Origin of the sequence: Streptomyces sp. NBC_01216, from assembly GCF_035994945.1 — a bacterium.
In the GTDB taxonomy this organism is placed as follows: Bacteria; Actinomycetota; Actinomycetes; order Streptomycetales; family Streptomycetaceae; genus Streptomyces.
Window position 1 is genome coordinate 89,927 of sequence record NZ_CP108677.1, and the last position, 24,896, is coordinate 114,822.

The following is a 24,896-nucleotide window of genomic DNA, read 5'->3' on the forward strand; positions in this document are numbered from 1 at the left end:
ATTGCATACACCACATACATAGAAGGTGAATCCCCGGTGACATGACTGATCGGTTACGTGGAACTCGGATCCATGAACGCCTCACAGGCGCCCGACGAAGCGGCTCAAGGGAACTCCGCGGCGGCGGTCTTCTGCGCGAGGCCGCCCCACCCGGCAACTCCCCTGATCGACGGGCGAACCGAACCGCCGCCGGACAGCACGTACAAACGTGACGGATTTTCACGGTACTTGCCTGTCGCATGAGGAACCTGCCTGCCCCGGATCATACGTGGCCGCCTGGACAAGTTGTCACGAAGGATCCTCAAGGACGCAATACCGCGTGCCATCGAAAAGCAGGCGCACCGTGCCGTGCTGACCGCTACCGAAGGTGTGCGAGCGTCCGTCCGTGGTGACGACGACTATCTCGACGTCGAGGACCGCCGCGGCTGCCGCGATCTCTCGCGCCCAGCTCCCACCGTCGTCGCCCGCCTCCTCGCCGACTCCCTTCGCACCCAGGCCGCCCGCTGTACCGTCAGCCGCGAGGACGTCGACGGCTGCTGCCTGACTCAGCAGCCAGCGCAGATGCTGCTCCTGGGTCAGTCCGAGCTCCTCCACTGTCAACGAGCCTCCCAGCAGTACCGCCTGAGCGGTCCGGCCTCCGGTCAGGGTCACCCCCAACCCTGCCAGGTCGGCCACGGGAACCATTCGGCCGCGGTCGGTGCGCAGCGGCGAACCGGTCTCCCCAAGTGCCGACACCAGGGCCTCGGGGAAGGACTGTCCCTCTCCGGATGCCTGCGCCAGGTCGTCAGCGCCCTCCCGGACCGATGGCTCCTGCGGGGCCGGCACGTCTTCAGCGGTGTCAGGAGTCCGGTCCGTCTGCGCAGCGAAATGATTCAGGGTCAGTTCCGTTCCGGGGGGCAGCAGATCGCGGGCGCGCTCGGCGGCATGCCACAGAAGGGACAGAGCCTGCTCCAGGTCCTCCGCGACGATCCCGGCCGACCTGGCCAGCTTGATCAGCGCCTGATCGTCGGCGCGAACGATGAACGGGGCGGGAGACGCGAGCCGGTCCAACGCGGCGCTCAGCTCGCGCTCCTCGTCCCCGACACCGTCCTCCGGGCCGTACAGCCGGGTTATCCGCTGATCCGCCGCGCGTTCGGCACCGCCCGGACTCCCGACCTCCCTGCCCAGCTCGACACTGAAGCCAAGGCTCTGGCCGCCAGCGAAGTCGCGTAGGAAGACCGTCATGCTCTCGGCTTCAGCGCGGGTGGTGAACCGCTGGGCGGACCCGAACAGGTCACCCCAGTTGAGCACGATCCGGTCGACGTCGGTCCAGGACAGCTCGCCGTGAATCTGGCTCTCGAAGTACCGTCCCACAGCCGCGTAGCCGAGTTGCGCCACGTCACGGTTCATCTCGGGGTCGTAGCGGAAGCGGGTGGCCTCGGCCAGCGCCAGCCTCACCCGCCGCTCCTCGCCGTGCGCGAGCAGGGGGTAGACATGGGCATTGTCGGTGTACGAGAGCACACCCCGCTCCCCCGTGTCGGCGCTGTCACCCGGAGTGTGGGTGACCCTGGTGCGCACCGACTCCTTCCAGCGGACGACGGCACTGCCGTAGGAGTAGGTGCCTCCCTTCTGCGCCGCGGACACCAGAGCCGCGTACTTGGGGAGTTCGTTCGGGCTCGGCGGATCGAATTCGCCACCGCCTGGACCGTCCTGCGGTGTGCCGTCGACACGGCGCAGAGCGGCCGCGTAGCCCTGGAGTTCCTCGACCCAGCCGCGGCCGGCACGGCTGGCTGTCCCTCCGGTGGTGCCGCTTTCCCAGAAGTTGCGGAAGCCTGTGTCGGAGGTGAGGGCTTCCGCCCGGGTGGGGACGGTGCCGTCGGGGCACGGGGCCGCACCCGCGGGACGGCTCGCGAGGTCGAAGTTCGAGGCGATCGGCAGCCGGCTCACATGATCGTGCGCAGTCTGGAGGATGTCCGCCATTCGCTCCGCGTCGTCCACCGGATACCTGGTGTGAAACACGGAGTTGAACTGGGTGACGCGCTGAAGGAACGCCTCTCGGTCGCGCTCGTGGAACAGCTCGCCACGCTGTTCGGCAGCGAGCAGCGCCCACGACTGACTGGGCGTCAGATCCTCCCAGCCCGTACGGTGCCGGGGGTCGCCCGGGGTGCGCATGGCGTGCAACGACTCCACGTCCTGTGCATCCGGAACCATATGCCGGTCCCCCTGGTCGGACCCCTTGGCGTGCTGCGAGGCGTGCACGGTCAGCGGCTGACGGTGCCGGGTCTCCGGGAGCGGACGGGTGATCGCCTTCTTCGCCAGCTCCCGCCGGTCCAGCGCCTGCGGCATGATCAGCGTACCGGTGGCCCCGGCATCGGTGATCGTGGCAGGAGAAGGCGCGGCGCTGCCGGGCGGCGCGCCGTGCAGGGCGGCTTGTTCGCGTCGCCGCATCCGCTCCACACGCCGGCCGATCTCCGCCTCGATCCACGGAACACGCACCTCAGCGGCAGCCGCCTCCGCGTCCCAGACCGCCTGGCTCACCTCGTCGGGATCCACCAGGCGTACATCCGTGAGCAACTTGCCGAAGTCACGGGCGTTACCGTGCCCGATGCCGATGTTGTGATGCGTCTTCCCCTCGATGACGTCGTCCACATCCGACGGCGATCGGAAATTCGCCGCCGCACCGGTACGCAGACGCTCCTGATGCACCAGCGCGGACGCAGGGAGCTGATAGGCACCCGGCTGCTGGTTGGGCACACCATATCCGTTGACGAAGTCCCAGTAGCCTCTCCAGGACAGGGTGAACTCGACCACCACCTCGTCATCCGAGGCGGCATTCGCGTTACTGAACACACTCGTATGCGACAACGACGTCGTGAAGAACTTCCGGTACTGCCCACTCTGGTTATAGGCCATCGCCGCCCTCAAACCAGCAGCCGCAGCCCTTCCCTCGAACTCCTGCGCCTCGAGAACCGACATCTTCCGATACAACCGCATCGGCTCACCCGACCGACGGTAGATCGGCTTCGCGGACGCTGCCTGCTCCGCGTGAATTCTCACCAACTCATCATGGAAGCCGGCCATCTGCTGGATCATCCGCTGTCTCAGCGCCAGATCCGGCACCAGCACACCCTGACCATAGGCAAACACGTAATAGCCGCTGGTGAAATCAGTCGCGGAATCATCCGTCTCGAAGAACTCCGCATACGCCCGGTAATAGTCCTCCATCACCCAAGACGTCACTTGCACCGCCGGAGGCGCACCATGCACAGACACAGGTGTGCCATCCGACACAGGTGGCTCCTGGCCACTATCCGAAGAGGAGACCTCCGTGGTGGATGAGCCGGGGGTGGGGTCGGTCGGGGGTTCGTCGACTTCGCCGATGCTGGTCATGAAGTCGGTGAACGCGTCGTACTTCGCGTTGTCCACGGACGTCGCCGCGACCGGGTTCGCCACCGCCGCGTGCACGGCCGCCGGGTCCGCCCCATACAGCCGCTCCAGCAACGGCACCAGTTCCGGCTCACTCGCCCGCACCCACGCGGCACCATTGTTCCGCGCCCGACCCGTCACCGAATCACTGCCGTGGTTCGTGCCCAGAAACGCGTTACTCAGCTGCGCGAAGAACTCAAACGCATCCATCGACGAATAGTTGTCGGCATCCATACCCCAGAGATCGCGCCGCACACCGTCCGGCCAGGCAACATCGTGACCGCCCGCCCTCTTCGCGTCGAAGACCCGGCCGATCAACTCCCGCTCCACATCCGTCAACCCGACGGTGTGAATCAGGTGCGCCATCTCATGCGTCGCCGAGGAGTAGCCCTCCGGCTGATTCGGCACCACACCCACCGAAGTGCGTTCACCCAGCAGGTTCTCCTCCGGGACCGCCGCGACCAACCCGGTCTGCGCACCCCGCAACTCATCCAACCCCCGACCGTTCACCCCATGCACACCGGCGAACGAACTCACCGAACCCAACGGCACATCCTGCGGCAACACCACCACCGACGCACCCGCCGCCAGCAGCCGCGTCACCACACCCGGATCCCGCAGCAACCGCGCCACCTGCGCATAAGCCTCCCACCGCGCCGACACCGGCCGCACCGACTCACTCGGCACCACCACCAACAACCGCGCACCGAACTGCGCGAACTCCCCCACCGACAACCGCGACCGGACACCCGCCACAAACCCCGACCGACCCGCCAACCACCGCCGCACACCCACCGGCGACAACGCCACCGCGTCCCACAACTCCGACGCCGAAAGCGCCGACAACCCGGACACCAACGCATCGCCGTTCACCGGCTCCACCGCCTCCGGCACCACCACCCACGCATCAGACACCACACCGGCACCACCACGGCCCTCGAACACCTCGAGACCGAACGGCACCCCATACACACGACTACGCGCCGCAGCCAACTTGCCGTCGATCAACTGCGACGCCATCCACCGCAAATCCTCCCGCACAGCATCCGCTGCCGCCCCCACCGCAGCCCTCACCTCACCAGCCGACACCACACGCAGTCCAGTCACCAACCGAGCAAACGCCGACGCATTACCGTGACCGATACCGATATTGTGATGCGTCTCCTCCTCGACGACATCCTCGACATCCTCCTGCACATGAAAGTTCGCCGCCACCCCCACACGCAGCCGCTCCTGATGCACCAACGCCGAATCACGGATCTGATACGCACCCGACACCTGATTCGGCACACCGTACTTCGAAACGAACCTCCAGTAGTCCTTCCACGACAGGGCGAACTCGACCACCACCTCCTCGTCCGAGGCAGCATTCGCGTTACTGAACACACTCGTATGCGACAACGACGACGTGAAGAACTTCCGGTACTCCGCACTCTGGTTATAAGCCATCGCCGACCGGAACGCCGACTTCACATCCCGCGCCGTCAAGAACTGACGCGCCTCCACCGTCGACATCTTCCGATACAACAACATCGACTCACCCGGCTCATGAACGATCCGCGTCGCCATCGCCGCCCGCTCCGCACGCAACCCCATCAACTCTTCATGGAACCGCACCATCTGCGGACGCAACCGGTCATCACTCGCCAACCTCCGCGAGACCACCTCCTGCTCATCCACAAACGCATAGAACACACTGTCGAAGTCCCACACACCCGAACCCAACCCGAACAGGAAGTCCGCATACTCCCGATAGAACGCCGCCATCACACCAGGAGTGAACCGACCCGACGGCGCACCAAGCACCGCACCGGATCCGGAAGCGTCCTTCTCTGCATCGGAGGCGCTGTAGTGGCTGCTGGTGGGGCTGTAATAGACCTCGACATGCGGTGTACCGGCAGCTTGGGGCCCGTGCTGGGAGACCACGATGGCCGGCCGGTCGGCGAAAGACCGGGCGACGTCGAAGGCGACACCGAGGGCGTGGGCCGTCAATGCCAGGAATGTCTCACCGTACGGTGTCGCCCAGTTGGTGCTCCAGTTCTCCACGGCCGCCAGCAATGGTGCCAGCTCCTCGGAAGTCGGCCTTGCGGTGCTTGCCGGGTACGCGGCAAGCACCTGCGCACGCAGCTCTGCGTCCGTCAGACCGGCGAGGGCTTCCGGTGCACCGAGGCCATGCCACTCCGCCATGTTCAGCAGATCGGCACGCGTCGTACGTGGATCCTGTAGCTGCTGCCCGAACTCCCCGACGGTGGAACGACGCAGCTGACCGATGACTTCGTAGGGAAGCGTCTCGGTGGCGATCGCTTGGTCCAGATAGTCTGCGATGAACCCACGCAGCGCGGCAGCGGCGCTCTCCGCGCTCACATGCGAAGGCATCTCCTCGGTGTGGGAGAACACCGTCGCCCGGTGGGCCAGCACAGTGCGGACGCCGTCCGTGCCGGAGAGCCACCGGTGGACATCGGGATGAGCAGTGGCCAGACCGGGCAGTGCATCCCTCACCAACCGCGGAACGCTCCCGATCACGGAGTAGAGCAGGCACTCACCATTGGCCGCGGTACGCAGGAGTCGCCCGCGAGCCGGCCCGCCGGTTGCGTTCGCGGGGGCAGTCGAAGCGTCGGCTGTCTTGGCCTGTCCCTCTGAGCTGGATGTGCTGCCACTCTCTTCTTCCTGCGGAAGCGTCGCTTCCGATGCCCCCGGCACAGGCTCGCTCGGCGCAGGCTTCGCCGTCACGGCATCACTCGTGCTGCCTACCCGCCCCTTCTGCCGCGAGACACTCGCTTCCGATGTCCCCGCCACAGGCAGCACCCCGGCAGCACCGCCCGTGCCGCCGCCCTCCTCCTCCTGCTGCTGCGCAGCCGCCGCCTGCGACTTGACCGGGGCTTGCCGCGGCTGCGGGACCACCGGCGACGGGCGCAGGGTGTTCTTCGGCCCCGGCCTGCTGGCCGGTGTGGAGGCCAGGGACGACAGCGGGACACTGACCAGGCCCTCGCCGGTTCCTCGCCGGAGATCACTCACGTTGTGGGCGAGGCCGGGCAGTCGCTGGTGCGCCGCAGACTGCGCGGCGGCTTGTTCGGACTGCTGCTTGAGTGCTTCCACGACGGACCGGTTGAGGGCGCGCAGGTGTGTAAGCCGCGCATCGCGGTCCTCGCCGGCCTGGCCGAGACGGTCGTTGGCGTTCATGAGCTCGGTCGCCGCGTCGACTGCCGCGGTCTCGGCGCCGGAAAGCGCCTTTTGCAGTGCCGGAAGCCGACCGGCGGCGTCCTCGGCCGCGGTCCGGGCGGCGCCGGCCTCGCCCCGCAGGCGCTCCTGCTCAGCGCGCAGCGCGTCGAGTCGACCGCGCGCGGCTTCGAGGCGGGCATGTGCCTTTGCCGCTCGCTCCCGCGCCTCGCGTGCCCGGTTCTCGGGGACGGTGCCCGCCTTCTGCCGGGCTATGTGCGTCAGCACGAGCTTGGCTGCGCGCACGACGCCGGCCGCCCTGGTGGTCTCGGCGGTCGCCTCGCTGATCCGGCGAGGGATCTCCAGCAGCAGTGCGGTGATCCGCTGGGTCTCCGCCTGCCATCGGTCACGCTCCGATGTCACGGTGTCCCGCTCCGCACGGGCCGTAATGACATCCGCCTCGGTTCGGGTGGACACCTCGGCGGCCGTGTGCTGTTCGATCTCGGCTTTCGCGAGGTCCTCTTGAGCAGCGTCGAATTCGGTGCGGCTCTGCGCCTGTGGGCCGCGCAGGCCGGCCTCCCGGTCCCGTGCCTCGTCCTGGGCACGGATGGCATCGGTGTGGGCGGTGATCTGGGCGGACAGGCCGGTCCAGGCATCGAGGGTGCCGACGTCCGTGCTGTCCAGGTCGCCGGTCGGCGTGAATCGCCAGTGGCGCGACCCTTCGTCGGTACGCAGCACCAGTTCGACAGGTCGGTCGGCGAGCGCGGCCGTGCGCGAGGCGGCGTACAGGGCGCGGGCCAGCAGGGACCCGTCCGGGTCGGGGCCGATGGCGAGCCAGAGCTGGGCGGCGGGGTCACTGGGGTCGAGGCCGTCCGCGAGCGCTCGGGGCAGTTCGCCGAGGGGGTGGGTGGTCCAGTCCCGGAGATCGGCTTCGGGCATGCCGGCCAGCATGGAGCGCAGGTCGTAGACCCGCGGGTCGGTGCGCGCGTCGGTGATGCCATAGCCGAGCACCTCCCTTTCGCCCAGGCGCATCTCGGTGCTTCCGGTCACGTACAGCGTGCCCTCGGGACCGTTGACGGTGATGACGGCGTCGACCATGGTCTCGTAGCTGCGGGTGCCCCGGCCGTTCTCGGGCAGTGCGGTGATACCACCCTTGAACCACTCTCGTCGGGTCGCCGCTATGCCGGAGCCCTCACCTTGACTGACCGGCTGCTGGGCGAGGAAAGGACCTCCAGTGCCCAGGAGGTTGCGGTCATCGGCGGAATAGGCCACCCGGAGGAGGGTGGCGAGTGCGGATCCGGCCACGAGCGAGTTGTTCGCGGCGATCGTCGGCAGCCGCAGTCGGTCCAGGGCGACGTCCCCGGCGTCGGTGATCCGTCGCGGGTTGAACAGCTCGATCTGCAGGCCGGGCGGGTCGTCGGACTCGAACACGTCGGGGTAGGCGCCGGGCAGGTTCTGGGTGACTCCGGCGGCGCGGGGGGCGTCAAAGCTGATCTTGCCCGCCTGGATGAGTTCACCGATGCGGACGCTGATGGCCTCCGCGGACTCGGACGCCGTCGTCGCCCGCCACTTGGCGGCGAGCCGGGGAGCGACGGTGGTCAGTGCCTGCGCGAGTTCGGCGTACGCGTTGTAGTGGAAGACCGGTGTGGGCCCGGTCGGCACGATCCGCTGCCCGTCGGCGATGTGTGGCTGGTCGGTGCCGGCGCGCGGGGTCCTCAGGGGGTGGACGGCGGAAATCGCGGGAGCGGTGGGGGTCACCGGTGTCGCGGGGGCTGTCGCCTCGCCGCCGGTGAAGCGAAGCGCGACTCGGACGGGCACAGTCGCCGTGGCGGCGGGGCGGCCGTGCAGCATCCGTTCCAGCCAGGTGACGAAAGTGATGTCCTTGTCGTACCAGGCCAGCACACCGGCCTCGACGATGCCGCCGGGCACGTCGAAGGGCCAGTCGGTGACGAGCTCGGAGCGGACCGAGGCGGTGTACTCGTAGTCGACTTCGAAGTCCGCGGCGTTGTCCGTGCGCAGCCAGAAACGGTCTTCACCGGAGGTCGCGGTCTTGTCGGTGCCCGTGCGGTTGACGGTGTTGCTGAAGGCCGGGCTGGTGCGGTCGGTTCGCGTGTCGTCGGACGGGCGCGGATAGCGGGCTGCCGGGGTGAAGGTACTGACGTGCCGGCGGTTGTGGGAAACGGCGCTGGAGGTGTTCGCGGGGGCGTGTACGTGGACCTGTTCGAAACCGCTTCCGCTGCCCGCGGGGCGGCCCCGGACGGTACGCAGCCCGGCCGTGTCCTGGACGGGCTTGGCGCCCAGTGTGACCTCGACCAGCCGGGCACCGCCCTTGGTGACGTGCCGGAAGTGGAAGCCTTGCACTCCGCGGGGACCGCGACCGGGCAGGGCGCGCAGCGCGGTCGGGGAGGTCATGTCCGCGATCCGCGACTGTACGCCGGGCAGGAACGAGGGGTGGCCGGGGATGGTGGAGCCAGGTGCCTCGCGTTCGACGAGGGCGGTCAGTTCGGTGCGCAGGCGGTCGCGCTGCTCGGTCTGGTCGTCGCTGAACTGCCTGGCCGACAGGATGCCGGCGTGACCTGGTTCCCGGGTTCGGGCGAAGCGGTCCGGGAGGGGCAGGGTCGCCTCGGGCCGGGTCGGCACGGTCAGTCCGTCGAGGCCGGTGAACCACGCGGCGTCGCGGGCCAACTGGGCGTCGCCCATGAGGAACTGGGTACCGGGGGGCAGGTCGACGGCGATGGTGACGGGTTCGGCGCCGGTCAGGCCGAGTGCGTTGCCGACCAGGTTGCGGCGGCCGTGCCGGACGGTCATGAGGATGGTGGAACGGCTGCCGACGCGGTGCAGGGTGCTGCTCTCCGTCGGGGTGCGGGTCACACCGGTGCTGGAGCCCTGGGTGTGTGTCCGGTCCGTGCGGCTGCTGTACGCGTGCTGACCTGACGGGTTGAACGCACCCGTGGGCTCCGGCTTCTTCGCGTCCCTGGGGGTCTTGCGCGGCAGTTGCAGCGAGGTGGCGGTGACAGCGACCTGGTGGCCGCTGCTGCTGGTGACCTGCTGACGAGTGGTGTCGGTCGCACCGACGTCGGTCTCCAGGTACTGCTTGCCGCTGTGCAGGTGCTCGGCGTCGTGCAGATATCCCTGGAGCTCCACACTGAATTCATGGTCGGCGCCGAGGCCGGGCAGTGTCAGTCCCTCGATGACGTAGCCGCCCTTGAAGATCTGGTGGGCGCGGCCCAGCCGGTTGGCGGGGCTGAGGGCGCTGCGCAGGGTCTCGGTGAACGGTGTGCTCTGGTCGGTGGCGCCGGATCCGGCGAATGTGTCGGCCACCTTGCCGACGGCCTTGGCGAGAGCGGGGGCCTTCGAGGCGGCGGCCTGCTTGACGGTGTCCAGTAGGCCCTGTTCGGGGTGGCCGGGATAGGTGTTGGTGACGATCTGTTCGAACACGTCGAGAAGGGCGGCGGATCCGGCGAAGACGTCCATGATGGCGTCGTCGGGAAGCCGGACGACACCGTCGACGGGGTTGCCGTCCGCGCCCGTCAGAGCCAGGCGCGCGTAGTCGGTGGCATCGGCGGGCCGGATGTGGTGAGTGCCGGGCGCCTGCCGGGGGGAGCCGGCGGAGACCGTACGGTTCCGCGGGACGGCAAGGGTGAAGTGTCCGGCGACGGTCGCCAGGGGCGTTCCCGCAGGGGCGGCGGGGCGCTCGATGTCCGCGGGTCGGGTGGGGTGTGCCTCGGGGTTCGAGGCGGGGTCGGCGAACCGCACCGCGGGTTCGGTGCCCTGGCCTTCGTAGAGGTCCAGGGCGAACTGGGCGGGCACGTCGAAGATCTCCGTGGACTGACCGCTGCCGATGAAGAACTGGTCCTGGTTGACCCCGGATCCGACCGCGGCGGTGTGGGCGGTCTGACCGGCGTACAAGTAGTCACCGGTGCCGCCGAGGGTCCACGGTGTACCGGAGCCGAGCGGGCCGCTGGGACCGCCGCCGAGACCTCCCCGCCATCCGTAGGCGTACCCGTTGGCCTCGGTGCCGCTGGCGGAGAACGACGAGATTCCCATGACCTGAACGTCCGGCAGGGTCCGGCGGTGCCGGGAGTCGGTGGCAGGGCCGGGAGCGGTGTCGCGGAACGCGGACAGCCGCAGCTGGACGCGGCGGACTCCGCCGGTGCGGTCCGGCAGGTCGAACCACTCCGGGTGGCCACCGTCCACCATGGCGTCGGCCGCGGCGCTCAGGCCGATCTCGGAGCGGGCCTGTTCGAAGCGCCGCAGGTTGGCGAGCTGTGCCTGGGCACGTGCCTCGTCGAAGATCCCGAACTTCGCTTCGAGCGGCGGGAGGAAGCCCTCGGCCCGCAGCCATGCCTCGGCTCCCTCGAACATCTGCGCCGGGCCGTCGACGGCCAGGGGCGCGGTGGACGCGCCGAGAGTCCGCAGGTTCTCCAACTCCTCGGGAAGTTGGCGATCGCCCTGTCCCGGAAGGTGTTCCGTACCCTTGGCCTGCTCTGCGGCGAGAACACGCAGACGCATCCCGTCGTCCCACGGTCCGAACGTGAGCGCGGTGCTGCCGCCGCGGGCCCTGATCAGCGTGACCCGGTGGGTCACACGTACCGGGGTGACCAGATGGCTGCGGTTGCTGCGCACAGCGTGCGCCATCGTGGCCGAACCGCTCGCTGACAGAATGGCGCTGGTCCGCCCCTTCACACCGCCCTTGACGGCGAAGCCCCCCGCGGCCTTCGACGAGGCGTCAGGGTGCCCCTGGGCACGGTCGCCGGTGAACGAAGGGCCGACACTGCCGTCGAGGGCTGCGCCACTGGTGAGCTGGGCCGAGCTGTCGATCTTGACCGTATGGACGACATGCGCCTCCAAGTTGATCTTGCCGTCGAGGGAGCGGTGAGTCGGGGCGCCGGGTGCCACCTCGGTGGTCACCTTCAGCATGCCGATGACGTTGCCGTCGCTGTCCAGCAGGAGCGGCGAGTACAGTCCGCGGCCCCGCTGGAGGGGCAGGGTGCCGCGCAGCACCGGCTCCGACAGGAACGTCTCGAGTTCCAGAGCGGAGGTGTCCGACAGGTCGGCGAGGTCTGTGGCGAAGCCTCGGCGCACCTCGGCCAGCAGACGGGCCGGCTCCCGCACCGAGTCGACGCCCCATACCCGGAGGTCGTCGAGATCCGCGGGGACGGCGAGTTCTTCGCTGGACTCGACGGCGAGGTGCTCGGGGAACCAGACGGTGACCGGGCCATGTGTCTGGGCGTCGGTCCATCCCACTGCCGGGGGCTGGGCCGGCGGATCCACCCTGACCTGCCACGCGGTGCTGAACTCGATCGGCTGGGACAGCTCGTTGCTCCGCTGAGCGGTCATCGTCTGCACGACGTGGGTCACGGTGGTGAAAGACGCGTACTCGTTGTGGGTCAGTGCGAGCGCGAGCGCACCGTCCACCGCTGACACCGGTCCGGCTTTGGCGATGGGGTAGCGGCCCGACCAGTTCATCGGGATGGTGCGGACCGTCCCGGACCCTGCCGTGTGCGAGGACTCCTGGCTGCCCTGGGCACGCCGCTCCACCCTCTTCTCGGGGTCCTCGGCGCTGTCACCGTACCGCTCGGAGCGGACCGGCTCGCGCAGGCCGAGCCGTACGTCCAGCGTGCGGTCGCGGCCCTCGTGCCGGACGGTGAACCGCGCGCCGGTACTGCTTCGCAGGTAGGGCAGCTGCCGGGCCAGTTCATGGTCCGTGAGGGTGTCGCGGAGGTGGAGCAGCACCGGGTGGTTGTCGGGGGCGGTACCGGTGATGCCGAGCGCGGCGAGGATCTGCCGGTGCACACCGTCGACGACGGACACGGACAGCGGCTCGACATGGACAAGGCCGACGTGTCCGTCGTGCTGGGAACCGTAGTCGCTGACGTACGAGGACAGGGGTGTGGACCAGCCGCGGGGCGACTGGCTCACGTCCCAGCGCCCGTCGTGCGTCTCGGGGGGCAGGGGGTCCTCAGCGGCAGGGGTGTCCTGCGATACGGGTGAGGTCAGCGCGTGGTCGGATACGGCAGGCCCGGCGTCGGGGGCGGCGGCTGCGCGGTCGAGCCTGGGCGGACGGCTGCGGTCGAGCGGGGAGTGGGTCCAGTGCCGCTCGCGGGGTGTCTGGACGGGAACGGCCGAGGTCGCCTCGGTGCGGGGAGCCGGGGTGGTGAGGGGGGCGGGCGGAGCGGGCTCGGACTCGGCTTCAGGCTCAGGAGTGGGCTGTACCGCTTCAACGCCTTCGGCAGCACTCTCGGTCCGCGTCCTGGCGCTGCCGGATGGGCTGTCGGACGAGGTGGCGGCTGTCTCGGTGAGTTCTGGTCCGCTCGCGCCGGCGGCGGGCTGCATGGCGGTGGCCAGCTGAGGGGGCGTGCTCATCGGTCCGGACACGGTGGTCAGGGGCGCCGCCGGGGCCAGGGCCGAGGTGGCCTCGGTGTCCGCCGCACTGTCGGCGACAGTGTCGGCCACGGTGGTCTCGTTAGTCGTGTCCGTCGGCCGCGGCGACCGGGGAGCGTGCGGTTCGGCGCCCCAGCGCCTGCTTGTCGTCGTCACCGGCTGCTGCGGGGGGTGTCCGGCCGGCCGGGGCTCTGCCGGCGCCGTCGTGAGGTCGCCGACCAGGGCGCCTAGCAGCGCGAGGTGGCGGCCGCGCAGGCCCCCCTGTGCGAGCCCGTCCGGGGCGGGCTGGGTGAAGTCGCCCAGCAGGCTGCCCGGGATGTCGGGCCGCGTGGCCGCGGCCGGGTCGCCGCCGCGCGACTCGTCCCTGAGGCCGAGTTGGTGGGCGATCTCATGGGCGTAGTCGATGGGGTCGGCGTCCTCCCACCAGGCGCTGCGGGTCATCTGCCGGTCGCGGCCGACCAGGCCGATGCTGAGCGCGTGGGGGTGCGTGTCCCCGGACACCAGCTCGACGGTCACATGCAGGAGGTCGCCGTCGGGCAGGCGGTAGCCCGCGGCGTTGAAGTGCGCTTCGACTCCGGCACGTACCTTGTCCCAGACAGGGGCGGGCATCCCGTCCGGCGCCGCGACCTGGATGGTGAGGTCGGTGATCGACCGGCCGTCGAAGGTGAAACGGCGCGCGTCGAACTTCGAGTGGACGACGTACTGCGTCGTCTCGCCCGATCGTGCGGGGTCGGCGGGGGTGGAGACCGGGTCGACCCAGGTGTGCGTGCGTGTCATCGGGGACGCGGCGGCACGTGCGGCTTCGAAGCCGGGGTTACCGGTCAGTGGAGCGGGCGCGGCCGGGACGGGGTGTGCGGTCGCTGCGGGCGGTGTGTCGGTATCCGCCCGGTCGCCCGTGCCCTGACCGGGCCCCTCGTCCCGGGTCTCCGAGGTGGTGCGCTGTTCGGGCACCCCGCTGCCCTGTACGCCCTTGCTCGGCTCGGCGAGGTGGTGGGGGTTGTGCACGCCAGGTGTCGCCCCGGACGTGGCGAGAGGCGCGGCGGGCAGCACGTCGGCCGCCGCGCCGTCGGACTGCTCCTGTGAGGCGCCCTGTTCGGGGACGAGGGTACGACGCTCGTCTCCGCCCTGCGCCCCGGACGCGGTGCCGGTGCCGTGCGGCAGGGACGTGTCCGTGTCGGTCGGGTGGCCGGTGGAGGACTGCGGCGTGCTGTCGTCGGTGTCCTCACCGAGCAGGTCGTCCGAGGTGTCGGCGGTCCGGACGTCGGTGTGTCCGGCACTACCGGGTGCCGTACGCGGTCCGGTGGCAGAGAAGTTGGCAGGGGTGCCCGTGCCGGTTCCGGTGCCCGTGCCCGTGCCCGTGCCCGTGCCCGTGCGGGAAGTGTGGGTCTCCTGGGTGGAGGTGAACACCGGGGACGCCGCCGGGTTCAGGCCGTCGTCTGTTCCGTCGAGGCCGTCCACGGCGTCGACGGCGTCGACGGTCCAGTCGGTAACGTCGTCGAAGCCGACGCGGGAGCCGGAGTTGCCGAAGCCCTTGGCGGTGGCCGGGGAGGAGATCGCCGCCGGGTCGGTGCCCAGGGGTGCGTGCGAGGACGTCGACGCGTCCGTGGTGTCCGACGACGTCGACACCGGGAAGGACGTGTGGGTGGGCAGCGGCGTGGTCGGGACGTTCACCGTCGAGGTCACCGGCGCAGGCGCGGTGATCGGCGTGGAGGGGGTGTTCGTCAGGATGTCGGTGGTGACCGTCGGGAGCGGCGACGGCACGGGCACCCGCACCGGGGCGGCGGACGTGGTCGGGGGGGTGGAGGTCTCCCCACCGCCGTTGCCACTGCTGCCGCTGTCATCGGACAGCGTGGACCTGTCGTTGATGTCGTCGGGCCCGAGGGTGGTCGCGAACTTGTACACCTTGAGGCCGCCCTGGGCCACTGCACCATGGGCGATCACGGTGAACACCGAGCTGGTGCCGGCCCCGACGAGGGTCTCCCACGTGAAGTCCCACTCGCCCTCGAAGGCGCCCTGGACGAGGTACTCGGCGGCCGATTCGCTCACCGCGCTGGAGGTGAACTTCCCGGTCAGTCCGGCGCCGCCGTTCAGCCCCTTGGTCCACTTGGGGTACTTCTTGGCGAACTTGTCGAAGCTGTCGATTTTCTTCACCCAGTTCTTCAACAACTTGCCGCCGCCATGGAAGAACAACTGGAACAGGCCGGTCAGCGCGCCGGCGGCGGCCGACTTGCCGACGTCACGCCAGTCGATGCCGTTGGGCTTGCGGTCGCCCGGGTTCAGTGCGATCTGGGCGAGTTGCACCGCGAGGCTCTGCAGGGCTTCCTCGAACGCCTCGGTGAGCACCGCGGTGAAGGGCGCCAGTTGCACCAGGCGCTGGATGATCATGAACACGGCCAGCCTGCTGCGGGCCCTGGCCAGCGCCATCTGGGAGATGGACGTACCGCCCGTGATCGCGGCCAGCGCGGCCAGGAGGGCCAGCTCGATGAGGAGCATGACGATCTCGGCGATGATCTCCCACTTCGCCGCCTGGATCTTGATCGAGTGGTTCACCTGGCCCTGGGCGATCTCCTCAAGCTGGTCGATCATCCCGTCGAGGTGGTTGACACCGCCGTCGTTCACCAGCAGCGACAGGCCCTGGACGTAGGCGTCACCGACGTCGTCGGGCAGGGAGGTGGCGGCATCGACGATGGAGCTCTGAATCTCGTTGCGGAGGGAGCGGAGACCACGGCCGAAGTTCAGATAGAGCTCCTTGCTGTAGTAAGCAAGGTTCTCCCTGGCCTGCAACGGCATTTCGCCGATGATTATCCAGAGCATCTTCCTGACGTCCTCAGGAAAGTCGATCTCCTGCATGTAAAGCTCCGCTCACCCTCAACTGTCGCTCGTGCCCCCACCTCCTCGCGTCAGCGGCGCCCGCCGGTGTGGCCGTCGATGGCCTCTTCGGTCCGCCTCTGGTGCTCGCGAATCTGCTCCGTGGAGTCTGCGGCGTTCTTCTCGATGCCCTCCAGGTTCGAGAGAGTCGCGGAAACCAGGCCGTCGAGCGCGTCGAACAGAGTCCTGCTGGTGCCCATGCAGTACTCGTTGTTGCGGTCGTAGACCGGGCGGACCTTCTCGGCGAAGTCGTCCGTCCAGCCGGGCCATTCCGTGAAGTTGCGTTCGTTGCTGTCGAAGTCCTCGCCCAGCTTGCGGGCGAGCTCGGGCAACCGCTTCATCCGCGCGATGCTCGCCCTCAGCGCCTGGGTGTTCGCCTCGTACACGCCGCTCATGCCCGGCCCCTTCCTCGGTTGTGCGTGTCGTCGCCGTCCTCGTGGATCTCGTCGCGCAGCCGGTTCCTGCCGCGGCTGCCGTGTCCGCCGCCGGCTTCGCCGCTGAACGCGGACCCGAAGATGCGGTCCCAGTCGACGTCGACTCCGCGCAGTTCCGGAAGGTCGGTGCTGGGCGCGGTCAGCGGCCCGAAGGTGTCCATCACCTCCCGGGCCATCCGGGCGCGGCCCCGCCCCACCGCCTCCATCACGGACTGGGCGAGTTGGCTGGCGTTCATCGAACGGTACTTGTTGTCCAGGAACTTCAGTCCGGTCAGCTCGCCACCGGCGCCGACCGTCACCTCGACGGCCCGGTCCCGGGAGCGGACAGTCGCTGAGGCGCCGGCCAGCCGCTCCTCGGCCTGCGCCACGGCCGCCTGCACGGACTCCAGTTCGGCCATCGCCTTGGCGATGCGCTGCTCGATCGGTTCTGTCACGAGTGGTTGCTCCTCGGCTGCGCTGCGGTGCTCATCGGCCGATGACGGCGGGGGCGCCGCCCTCGTCGGTGCCCCATACGTCGTCTTCCTCCTCCGCCCATACCTCACGGGCGCGGTCACCGCTCTGTGTCTGCGGTTGGCCGCCGGGGGCGCCGGAGCCACCCATGGGGAGGAAGGGGCTGGAGCCGGTGGTGCTGGACGCGCGGGGTGCGGACACCCGTACGTTGTTCTCGTCCTGGACGGGTCGGACTCCGGGGCCGCGGCGTCCGCCGCGGCTGTTCAGCGGCTGCCCGTCGTCGATGACGTTGCGGACCCGCTCGGACTGTGCCTGGTTTCCGCCGCCCGCACCGCCCATGCCCCCCATACCGCCCATCGGCATGCCTCCCATGCCGCCCGCACCGCCCATGCCGCTCATGCCGAGGCCGCCGGGCAGCGAGCCGGTGTTCAGCGGGGTGCCGCCGTCGCCCGCGGACGCCGCGGCACGGGGCGCTCCTGAGGTGGCGTACGGCGACTCATAGGTGGACTCGTCGTACAGCTCCTCCTCGTAGGAGCCGTGGTCGTAGCCCGACGAGGCGCCGGGGAGCGAGCCGAGCGAGCTGCCACCGGAGTGGAAGCCGGGTGCGGTCGGCAGTCCGCCCGATGAGCCGTTGAGGTCGCCCGAGGAGACGGTGCCGTCCGGGAGGGTGGTCGTACCGATGCCGGTGTGCGGGTCGACCTTGCTGACCGTGCCGTCGGGGAACTCGGTGACGATGTTCCCGTCGGAGCCGAGATGGGTGACGCTGCCGTCGGGGTTGGGGAGCAGGTCGCCGACGTTGAGCGGGCCGGTCTCGACGGTGCCGTCGGGGTGGGTGACCGTCGCCGTGTGCAGGTCGGGGTCGATGCGTACGGAGCTGCCGTCGGGGAACTGAGTGACCAGTCGGTCGTGGGCGTCGAGGGTGGTGTGGCTACCGCCCGGGTTGGTCAGCACGTCGCCGGAGAAGGAGTTCGCGGTAGCCCTGTCGGGCCACTGCGAGTTGAGGTCGCCGATGTTGAGGTCACCGGATCCGATGACACCCCGGTCCGGGAGGTCGAGACCGCCCCGGTTGAGCAGCCCCTCGGTGCTGCCCTGGGCCTGTTGCCAGGCTTCCTCCTGCCGCTTCTGGGCTTTCTCCTGCTCCGCCTTCGCCTCCTTCTCCTTGGCTTCCTGCTCCGCCTTCGCCTCGGCCTCCTTCTGCTCCGCCTTCGCCTCCGCGGCGGCCTGCCTCTGCTCAGCCTCCGCTTCCCTGGCCGCCTGCTCCGCCTTCGCCTCCCTCTCCTTGCCCTCCTGCTCCGCCTTCGCCTCGGCCTCCTTCTGCTCCGCCTTCGCCTCCGCGGCGGCCTGCCTCTGCTCAGCCTCCGCTTCCCTGGCCGCCTGCTCCGCCTTCGCCTCCCTCTCCTTGCCCTCCTGCTCCGCCTTCGCCTCGGCCTCCTTCTGCTCCGCCTTCGCCTCCGCGGCGGCCTGCCTCTGCTCAGCCTCCGCTTCCCTGGCCGCCTGCTCCGCCTTCGCCTCCCTCTCCTTGCCCTCCTGCTCCGCCTTCGCCTCGGCCTCCTTCTGCTCCGCCTTCGCCTCCGCGGCGGCCTGCCTCTGCTCAGCCTCCGCCTCCTTGGCCGCCTGCTCCGCCTTCGCCTCGGCCTCCTTCTGCTCCGCCTCCGTCTCCGCTTCCTGCTGCTTCTTTTCCTGCGCCTTGCGGGCGGCTTCCTGGTCGGCGCGGGACTGGTTGAACTGGCTTACCTGCAGTTGCTCCGCGCGTGCCTGGGTCTGCTTGGCCTCCTTCTCCTTGGCTTCCTGCTCCGCCTTCGCCTCGGCCTCCTTCTGCTCCGCCTTCGCCTCCGCGGCGGCCTGCCTCTGCTCAGCCTCCGCTTCCCTGGCCGCCTGCTCCGCCTTCGCCTCCCTCTCCTTGCCCTCCTGCTCCGCCTTCGCCTCGGCCTCCTTCTGCTCCGCCTTCGCCTCCGCGGCGGCCTGCCTCTGCTCAGCCTCCGCTTCCCTGGCCGCCTGCTCCGCCTTCGCCTCCCTCTCCTTGCCCTCCTGCTCCGCCTTCGCCTCGGCCTCCTTCTGCTCCGCCTTCGCCTCCGCGGCGGCCTGCCTCTGCTCAGCCTCCGCCTCCTTGGCCGCCTGCTCCGCCTTCGCCTTCGCCGCTTCTTCCTTCTGCCACGCCATGAAGTCGTCGCTCTTCTTCTGAGCGGCCGCGGCGGCCGCCGCGCCGTCGTCCGCCGCCTTGGCGGTCATGTCCTCGTTGTAGGAGCCGGTGAGGTCGTGGTCTCCGCGGGTGCGGACCGATCCGAGGTCGATGTTCGTGGAGCTCCACCTGTTGTGGATCTCATCGAGTGCGGCGTTGGCCGGTTCCACCAGGTTCTCGATGACAGACGCCTGCCAGTTCGAGACGGCCTTCTCCCCTATCGCCTTCCAGGTGCTCAGATCGGTGAGCCTGCCGAAGTTGTCGTTCTTGCCGTACCGGGTCGCCGTATCGTCCATAAGCGAGGTGGGGTGGTACGTCGTCTTGAAGTTGCCTCGGCCGACGCTGTTCACCTTGTAGGTGATCTGCCTGATGTTCTTCTCCCACACGTGGTCGGTGACCTCGACCAGCAGATCGTGGAGCCAGCGCAGCGGGTTGCCCATGGCGACCTCCCAATGTGCCCAGCTGGTCTGCAGTTTCCTGGCGGCGTGGGACAGGGCGTCTTTGGCTTCCCGTATTTCATTGCCCTGCTTGGACCGGGTGCCGGTGAAACCCATGTCCTTGACGTAGCCGGTGTACTGGCGGTCGATGGTGTGGATCAGGTTCCAGAAGACGCCGGCGGCCTGTCCGCGCCAGGCGTCGTCCTGATCGGTGCCCACGCGGCGCTGCCACTCCTCGACGATCTTCTGCTGTCTGTAGAAGAAATCGCCGACCCGATCGAAGGCGGCGGCTGCCGTGTCGAAGGACTTGAGGGTGACCGCCGCGTCGTTGGCGACGTTCTTGCCGTTCCACGACCAGCCGTAGGTACCGTTCTCGTTGCCGAGCATCCGCTCCAGCGCGCGCCCGGTCCCGTAGGCGTACTGGCTGAGCGGTGCGGTCGTCCAGACCGCGTCATCACCTTTGAGGCCGAGGTGCTCGGAGTACTGGCTCTTGAACTCGCCTCCCTCCACCACACCCCCCACCGGAGCGCTGTTGCCGTTCTTGCTGCCGAGCAGGGTGATGCGGGCCTTGTACATCGTGACGCCGTTGCCGTTCGACCCTCCCCGCATGTAGAAGGGGATGACGAAGTCGGTGTTCTGGATGTTGAAGCCCGCGTTGTCGACACGCCAGTCGAGGTCGCTGGGATCGGCGTAGTCGACGTAGTCCAGCTTGGTGATCTCCACCTTCATCTGCTTGATCTTCTCGTTACCGAGGAGTTCGTCGAAGAGGGTGTCCCGCGCGGGCGCGTTGTACCCGGTGAGGAGCGACACCGCCTTGCGCCAGCTGTCATTGTCCGAGGTGAGCGGAATGACGTTTTTCTCGTCCATGATCGGTCTCCGTTGACGGCTGGGGGCACGAGGCGGGGATGCGGGAAGTGAAAAGCGCTGGGCTCTGAGCTACCAGGGCAGGAACCAGGTCGTCCTAGTCGTCCTTCTTTTCACCGCCGCCCAGGGAGTCGTCGACGTCCTCGAAGACATCCAGCAGTTTCTGGCCGTCGATCTTGGCGAGGTTGTCACCTTGGGTCTTGAACAGCTCCTCGATGCTGGCGCCCAGGTTGTCCTCGATGTCCTCGAAAAGGATCGCCTGGTTCTTGAGGATCACGTCAATGGCTCCGATGACCTCGGTGATGGATCCGACGAGAGCCTCACCGTTCGTCCGAGCGTCCTTGACCATGCCGCCGATCGTCAGGGGGAGCGCTGCCTCGGACGGCGTATCGTCGGGGATGTCGCCACCTGGCAGCAGGTTCGGCAGACTCGGTGCCGACTTTTTGTCGTACTCCCCATCGAGAAGTATCTTTCTCAGCTCCTCACGGAAGTTGAAAATGTCTTCCTTGAGGAATTTCTCCAACCATGCCTTGTCGAGGTTGACCGTCGTACCGTCCGCCATGTCCTTCTCCTGCCGGGGCTGTCACTGCCGGGACGCCGGGCGGCGGCCCGCGTACGTCGCAGCGGGCCGCCGCCCGGCTCAAGGGATTCGTGTGTACCGGCTCAGCGGCCGACGCGGACGCTCTCCCACAGCTGGGTGAGCTTCTTCTCGCTGTGGTCGTAGTTACCGGACACGTCCGTCAGCAGCCTGGAGTGGTTCTCCAGCAGGTTCTTCATCGCCTCGACAGCGCCGTTCCACGCGGCCTGCTTGGCGTCGTAGACCTGGCGGTCGTCACCTTCCCAGGACACTTTGAGTGCCTGGAGTTCGGCGTCCAGGTTGACCAGGATGCTGGCGATCGCCTTGGTCTGCTGCACCATGTCGTCCGCCGCGTTGGACATACTTCGGTAGTCGACGTAGATGTGTCCGTCGGTGAAATCGCTCATCTCGGAGCCTCGTCTCGCATCAGGTACGGGAGGGGGGCAACGGCCGGGAGTCCGGCCCGTGCCGGCGCGCTCTGCGGGATCAGCCCTTCAGCGCGTCGAAGACGCTCTGGGACTGGTTGTACGCGGTGTTGATGGAGTCGTTGTTGGACCCCTGGGTCAAGCCCTGCTGCTGGAGCGTCTCATTGAGGGTGTCCACCATGTCCCGCACGTTCTTGGAGATGACCTCAGCCTGGTCGTCCCAGAGTTTCAGCAGATCCTGAAACGCCTTGCCGTCCGAACCCTTGAGGCCGGAGGCCAGGTTGAACTTCATGCTCTCGACGTCCTGCCGGCAGTTCTGCACGCCGGTGAAGGCCATCTCGAGGGCCTGGATGCCGTTCCGTGTCGCCTGCTCCTCTGACCGCTGGAAGCCTGCCACTTACCGCACCTCCTGGTGATGGTGTCCGGTCCCCCGCACTGAACCGGCCTACAAGCATGCCCGGAATACGAAGCTCCGCTTGACGGGGAGAACTGCGCCCGGCTCGGGGCCAGTTGACCGAACATGGTGAATCGCAACACGGCCATACTTACATGACAGCGTTGCCAACTTCTTTTGTCTTGAGGTCAATTTGAGGGATCTCCTTGCTCAGAACAGGTCAGTTCTTGCTCACAGACTTGTCCACCGCCGCGGAATCTCCCCCTCCGCCCCGCTTGTCCGTTCCACCTGTCGCAGCCTCCGGTGAAGCGGGCTTCGCCACCCCCGCGCAGGGAGCGGCCGTCGCCCTGCTGTTCCCTCCGGTCACGGCCGCCGCCGGGCTGAGGTCGGGACCGGTGGGCAGCATCGCGAGCAGCGGCGAGGGGATCCCCCTGGCCTGCCCGGCGCTGTATCCGAGCGCTGCCAGAGCCTCGTCGGTGGCGATCCGGTACTTCATACCGCTGTCGGTCACGAGGTAGACCGTGCCGCCGGCGGCCCCGCCGGCGCTCAGCGCCCGCACCAGCGCGCCGCCGCCGGGGCGGACGGTGATCCGGTCGACGGGCACACAGGCCGGTGTGAGCCCCTCCGGAGCAGGCTGCGCGGCCGGTCCGAGTTCCGGCAGCGAGACGAGCGCGACACTGACCCGGGCGCCTGTTCCGCCACCTCCCTCGATCCGTGCGCAGGCCGTCCGCTCCCCGCCGAGGCCGACGGCCTTGGGCGGCGCCGGGGGGAGGTCCGCGAGATCCGTGCCCGGGGCGTCGGCGGTATCGCCGTTCAGCGCGTCAGCGCCCAGTTCCACCGCGCTGGGAACCTGCTTGTCGTACGCCTCCTCACGCGTCTTCGGGTCGCCGAGGAGCAGCGCCGCGCCCGTCGCGGTCAGCGGCCCGAGACCCTCCTCGCGCAGCAGGTAGTAGCGGGTGTCCGCGCCGGGCACCGCGACCTGGAAGACCTGGCCGATCCGGGTCTTGCGGCCACCGAACTCCGGGCCCTTGCCTCCGCGGCCCGGCACATCCGGCGGGGACAGGTCGGGTCCGGCCGGAAGGGAGTTGAGGAACGCCGACGACACCTTCACCCGGGGGGCGGTGTCGTAACCGAGGGACCGCGAAGCACCCCGTGTGTCGTCGAGGCGCAGCCTGCTGCCCCGCCACACCAGGTAGTCCGCCTTGTCCGGTCCGGTCACCACCAGCGCCTGAGCGGCGCTGAGACCGGAGCCGTCCGCGGACGCGCCCACCGCGAGGAGCGTGGTCACCGCTCCGGACGACGCACCGGAGCAGACCTGCCAGGCGCCCGTGTCGAGACCGCCCGCGGCGGGCAGCGTGTCAGGCGCTCCGCTGATGCCCACGGGCGCGCCGGGCGGAACGCCCTCCAGGGAGCGGGAACCGACCTGGACGACCTTCATCTCGGCACCGGCGAGCAGGCGCGCCGACGCGTAGTTGCGCACCGGACGCAGCCGGCCTTCCAGGTAGAGGTAGCGGGACCCGGTGTCCTTGTTGACGACGAGAGTGCCCGCCGCCTTCCAGGAGTCCTTGACACCCGGCTTGAACAGGCCCAGCACGAAGGAGCCCGCCGTCAGCAGCACAGCGATCACCACACCGACGGCGACTCCTCTGTTGGTCCGGCCCTGGGGGCTCTCCGGGGCGTCCGGATCGCCGCGGAGCAGGGCCGAGGTGAGACGCCCCATGACGAACATGTGGGCTTGTACCTGGTCGCGTTTGGACTGCACCGTGTGCTCCCTCAGCCGTTGAGGGACCGCAGGGTCCCGTAGACGCCGAGCACCCACAACACCAGTGGCAGCAGGGCGATCGCCGCCGCCGAGTGCAGCAGTTCCGCTCCGCGGCCCCAGTACGGCACCAGCCTGCGGCCGGGTACCGTCCAGGAGGCGATGGTTATGCCCGCGGTGGCGGCGAACAGCCCGGCCACGGTCAGCAACCGCCCGGTCGAACCGGCGCCCTGGGCCTGGGAGAACACCAGCAGTGCCAGGCCCCAGACCGCGGGCAGCACCAGAAACAGGCGTTGCCAGACGTTGCCGAGCCCCCTGGCGTGCAGCAGCAGCAACAGCGCCAGCGCCAGCGATGCGAAGACCTCCGCCAGACCTGATTCACGGGCCATGACGGTGAGGCAGCCGGCGCAGACCACACCGACCGCTCCGTACAGCGAGCTCATCCAGCCGTCCGCCAGCACCGAGCGGGTGGCGACGACCGCGGTGGGATGCGGGTCGATGCCTTCCTGGAGCTGCTGGGCGTTCGTCGGCAGCGGAGGCATGCGCAGCCCTGCCATGCGGAAGGAGAGCGAGGGCACGAAGGCCCCGAGGAGCACGGCGGCCAGCGCGGTGACACCGGCGACCTCGTCCACGGTGAGGCCGGCGGCCAGCATCACGATGGCGGCCAGCGCGCCGAAGGCGGCGACCACGGCGGGCGCGAGGAACACGGCGGCGTACGCGGCCACCGCGGCGAGCGCGAGCACCGCTCCGCCCGCGCCGGCGGCGGTCGCGGCGAGCGTCCGGGAGCCGAGCATCTCCTGGCCGTGCGGTCCGGAGAGGTCACCGCCGGGCAGCAGCCAACCGGCGAGGGCGAGATAGGGGACGGCCATCAGCCCCAGGGCCGCGCCGGCCCCGCCGTCGCCGACGGCCCGGCTGGCGGCGGCGGCTCCCGCGAGCAGCAGCAGCGCGGCGGCGGCGGCGCACACCGCACGGGTGGTGCCCGAGCCGCCGGGCAGGGCGAGCACCACCAGGCCGACCGCGAGCACGGTCACGGCGACGCCGCGCAGCAGCACACGGCCCGCCGCCGCGGTCCATCCGTACGGACGGTCGCGCAATGCGGTGGAGATGCCGTCGACCAGGTCGTCCAGGTGCACTTCGGGAAGCGCGTCGACGCGGGGTCGCAGATAGACCGTCTCGCCGTCGCGCAGTTCGAAGGAGTCGAGGGTGCGTTCCTCGTCCAACGGCTCGCCGCCCAGGCGCTGCAGCACCCAGCCGCCGTGGTCGATGCCGGTCTCCTCCAGGTCGTCCCCGGCGTAGCCGAGCACGGCGGGCAGCAGGTCGGCGACCGGCACGTCGGCGGGGACGGCGAGGTCGATCGTGCGGGCGGGGGCTCTCACGGTCAGGCGGCACAGACCGGCCACCTGGTTGTCACTCATCGGTCTGGCTCACGCCTTCCGGGTGTGCTGGCGCATGTCAACGCAAGCAGATGGGAGGTTGCTGATTGGTGGTCAGATCGCAGGATCGTAGTATCAAACGTCTCTTCGGGGTGACCCCGCCCCCACAACATCCCGTCCCCCACCCGTGA

The 24,896-nt window shown here is 69.2% G+C and carries 9 protein-coding genes; all 9 read right to left on the reverse strand.

Annotation, left to right across the window (positions count from 1 at the left end; all coding sequences use genetic code 11):
* Positions 1-288: 288 nt before the first annotated feature.
* Positions 289-15,795 (reverse strand): WXG100-like domain-containing protein, encoded by a 15,507-nt coding sequence (locus tag OG393_RS00415; protein ID WP_327372468.1) that lies wholly within the window; start codon positions 15,793-15,795, stop codon positions 289-291.
* Between the two features lie 50 nt (positions 15,796-15,845).
* The gene (locus OG393_RS00420; protein ID WP_327372469.1) at positions 15,846-16,208 is read right to left on the reverse strand and encodes a hypothetical protein; all 363 of its coding nucleotides are present in this window, start codon (positions 16,206-16,208) and stop codon (positions 15,846-15,848) included.
* Positions 16,205-16,681: a YbaB/EbfC family nucleoid-associated protein gene (locus OG393_RS00425; protein ID WP_327372470.1), complete on the reverse strand. Its 477-nt coding sequence runs from the start codon at positions 16,679-16,681 to the stop codon at positions 16,205-16,207. The genes OG393_RS00420 and OG393_RS00425 overlap by 4 nt, the downstream gene beginning before the upstream one ends.
* Before the next feature lie 31 nt (positions 16,682-16,712).
* Positions 16,713-20,180 carry an AAWKG family protein gene (locus tag OG393_RS00430; RefSeq protein ID WP_327372471.1) on the reverse strand — a complete coding sequence of 1,156 codons (3,468 nt, stop codon included), beginning with the start codon at positions 20,178-20,180 and terminating at the stop codon, positions 16,713-16,715.
* Positions 20,181-20,274: 94 nt separating this feature from the next.
* Entirely contained in the window at positions 20,275-20,739 is a 465-nt protein-coding gene (locus tag OG393_RS00435; protein WP_327372472.1) for a type VII secretion system-associated protein, read from the reverse strand.
* Between the two features lie 101 nt (positions 20,740-20,840).
* Complete coding sequence (locus OG393_RS00440) at positions 20,841-21,161, reverse strand: WXG100 family type VII secretion target (RefSeq protein WP_327372473.1); 321 nt, start codon at positions 21,159-21,161, stop codon at positions 20,841-20,843.
* A gap of 79 nt (positions 21,162-21,240) precedes the next feature.
* A complete protein-coding gene (locus OG393_RS00445; RefSeq protein ID WP_442817388.1) occupies positions 21,241-21,516 on the reverse strand; it encodes a hypothetical protein in 276 nt (91 codons plus the stop codon).
* Between the two features lie 277 nt (positions 21,517-21,793).
* On the reverse strand, positions 21,794-23,335 hold the full coding sequence (gene eccB, locus OG393_RS00450) for a type VII secretion protein EccB (RefSeq protein WP_327372475.1): 1,542 nt from the start codon (positions 23,333-23,335) through the stop codon (positions 21,794-21,796).
* An 11-nt stretch (positions 23,336-23,346) separates the two neighbouring features.
* Positions 23,347-24,747 (reverse strand): type VII secretion integral membrane protein EccD, encoded by a 1,401-nt coding sequence (gene eccD, locus OG393_RS00455; RefSeq protein ID WP_327372476.1) that lies wholly within the window; start codon positions 24,745-24,747, stop codon positions 23,347-23,349.
* Positions 24,748-24,896 lie beyond the last annotated feature (149 nt).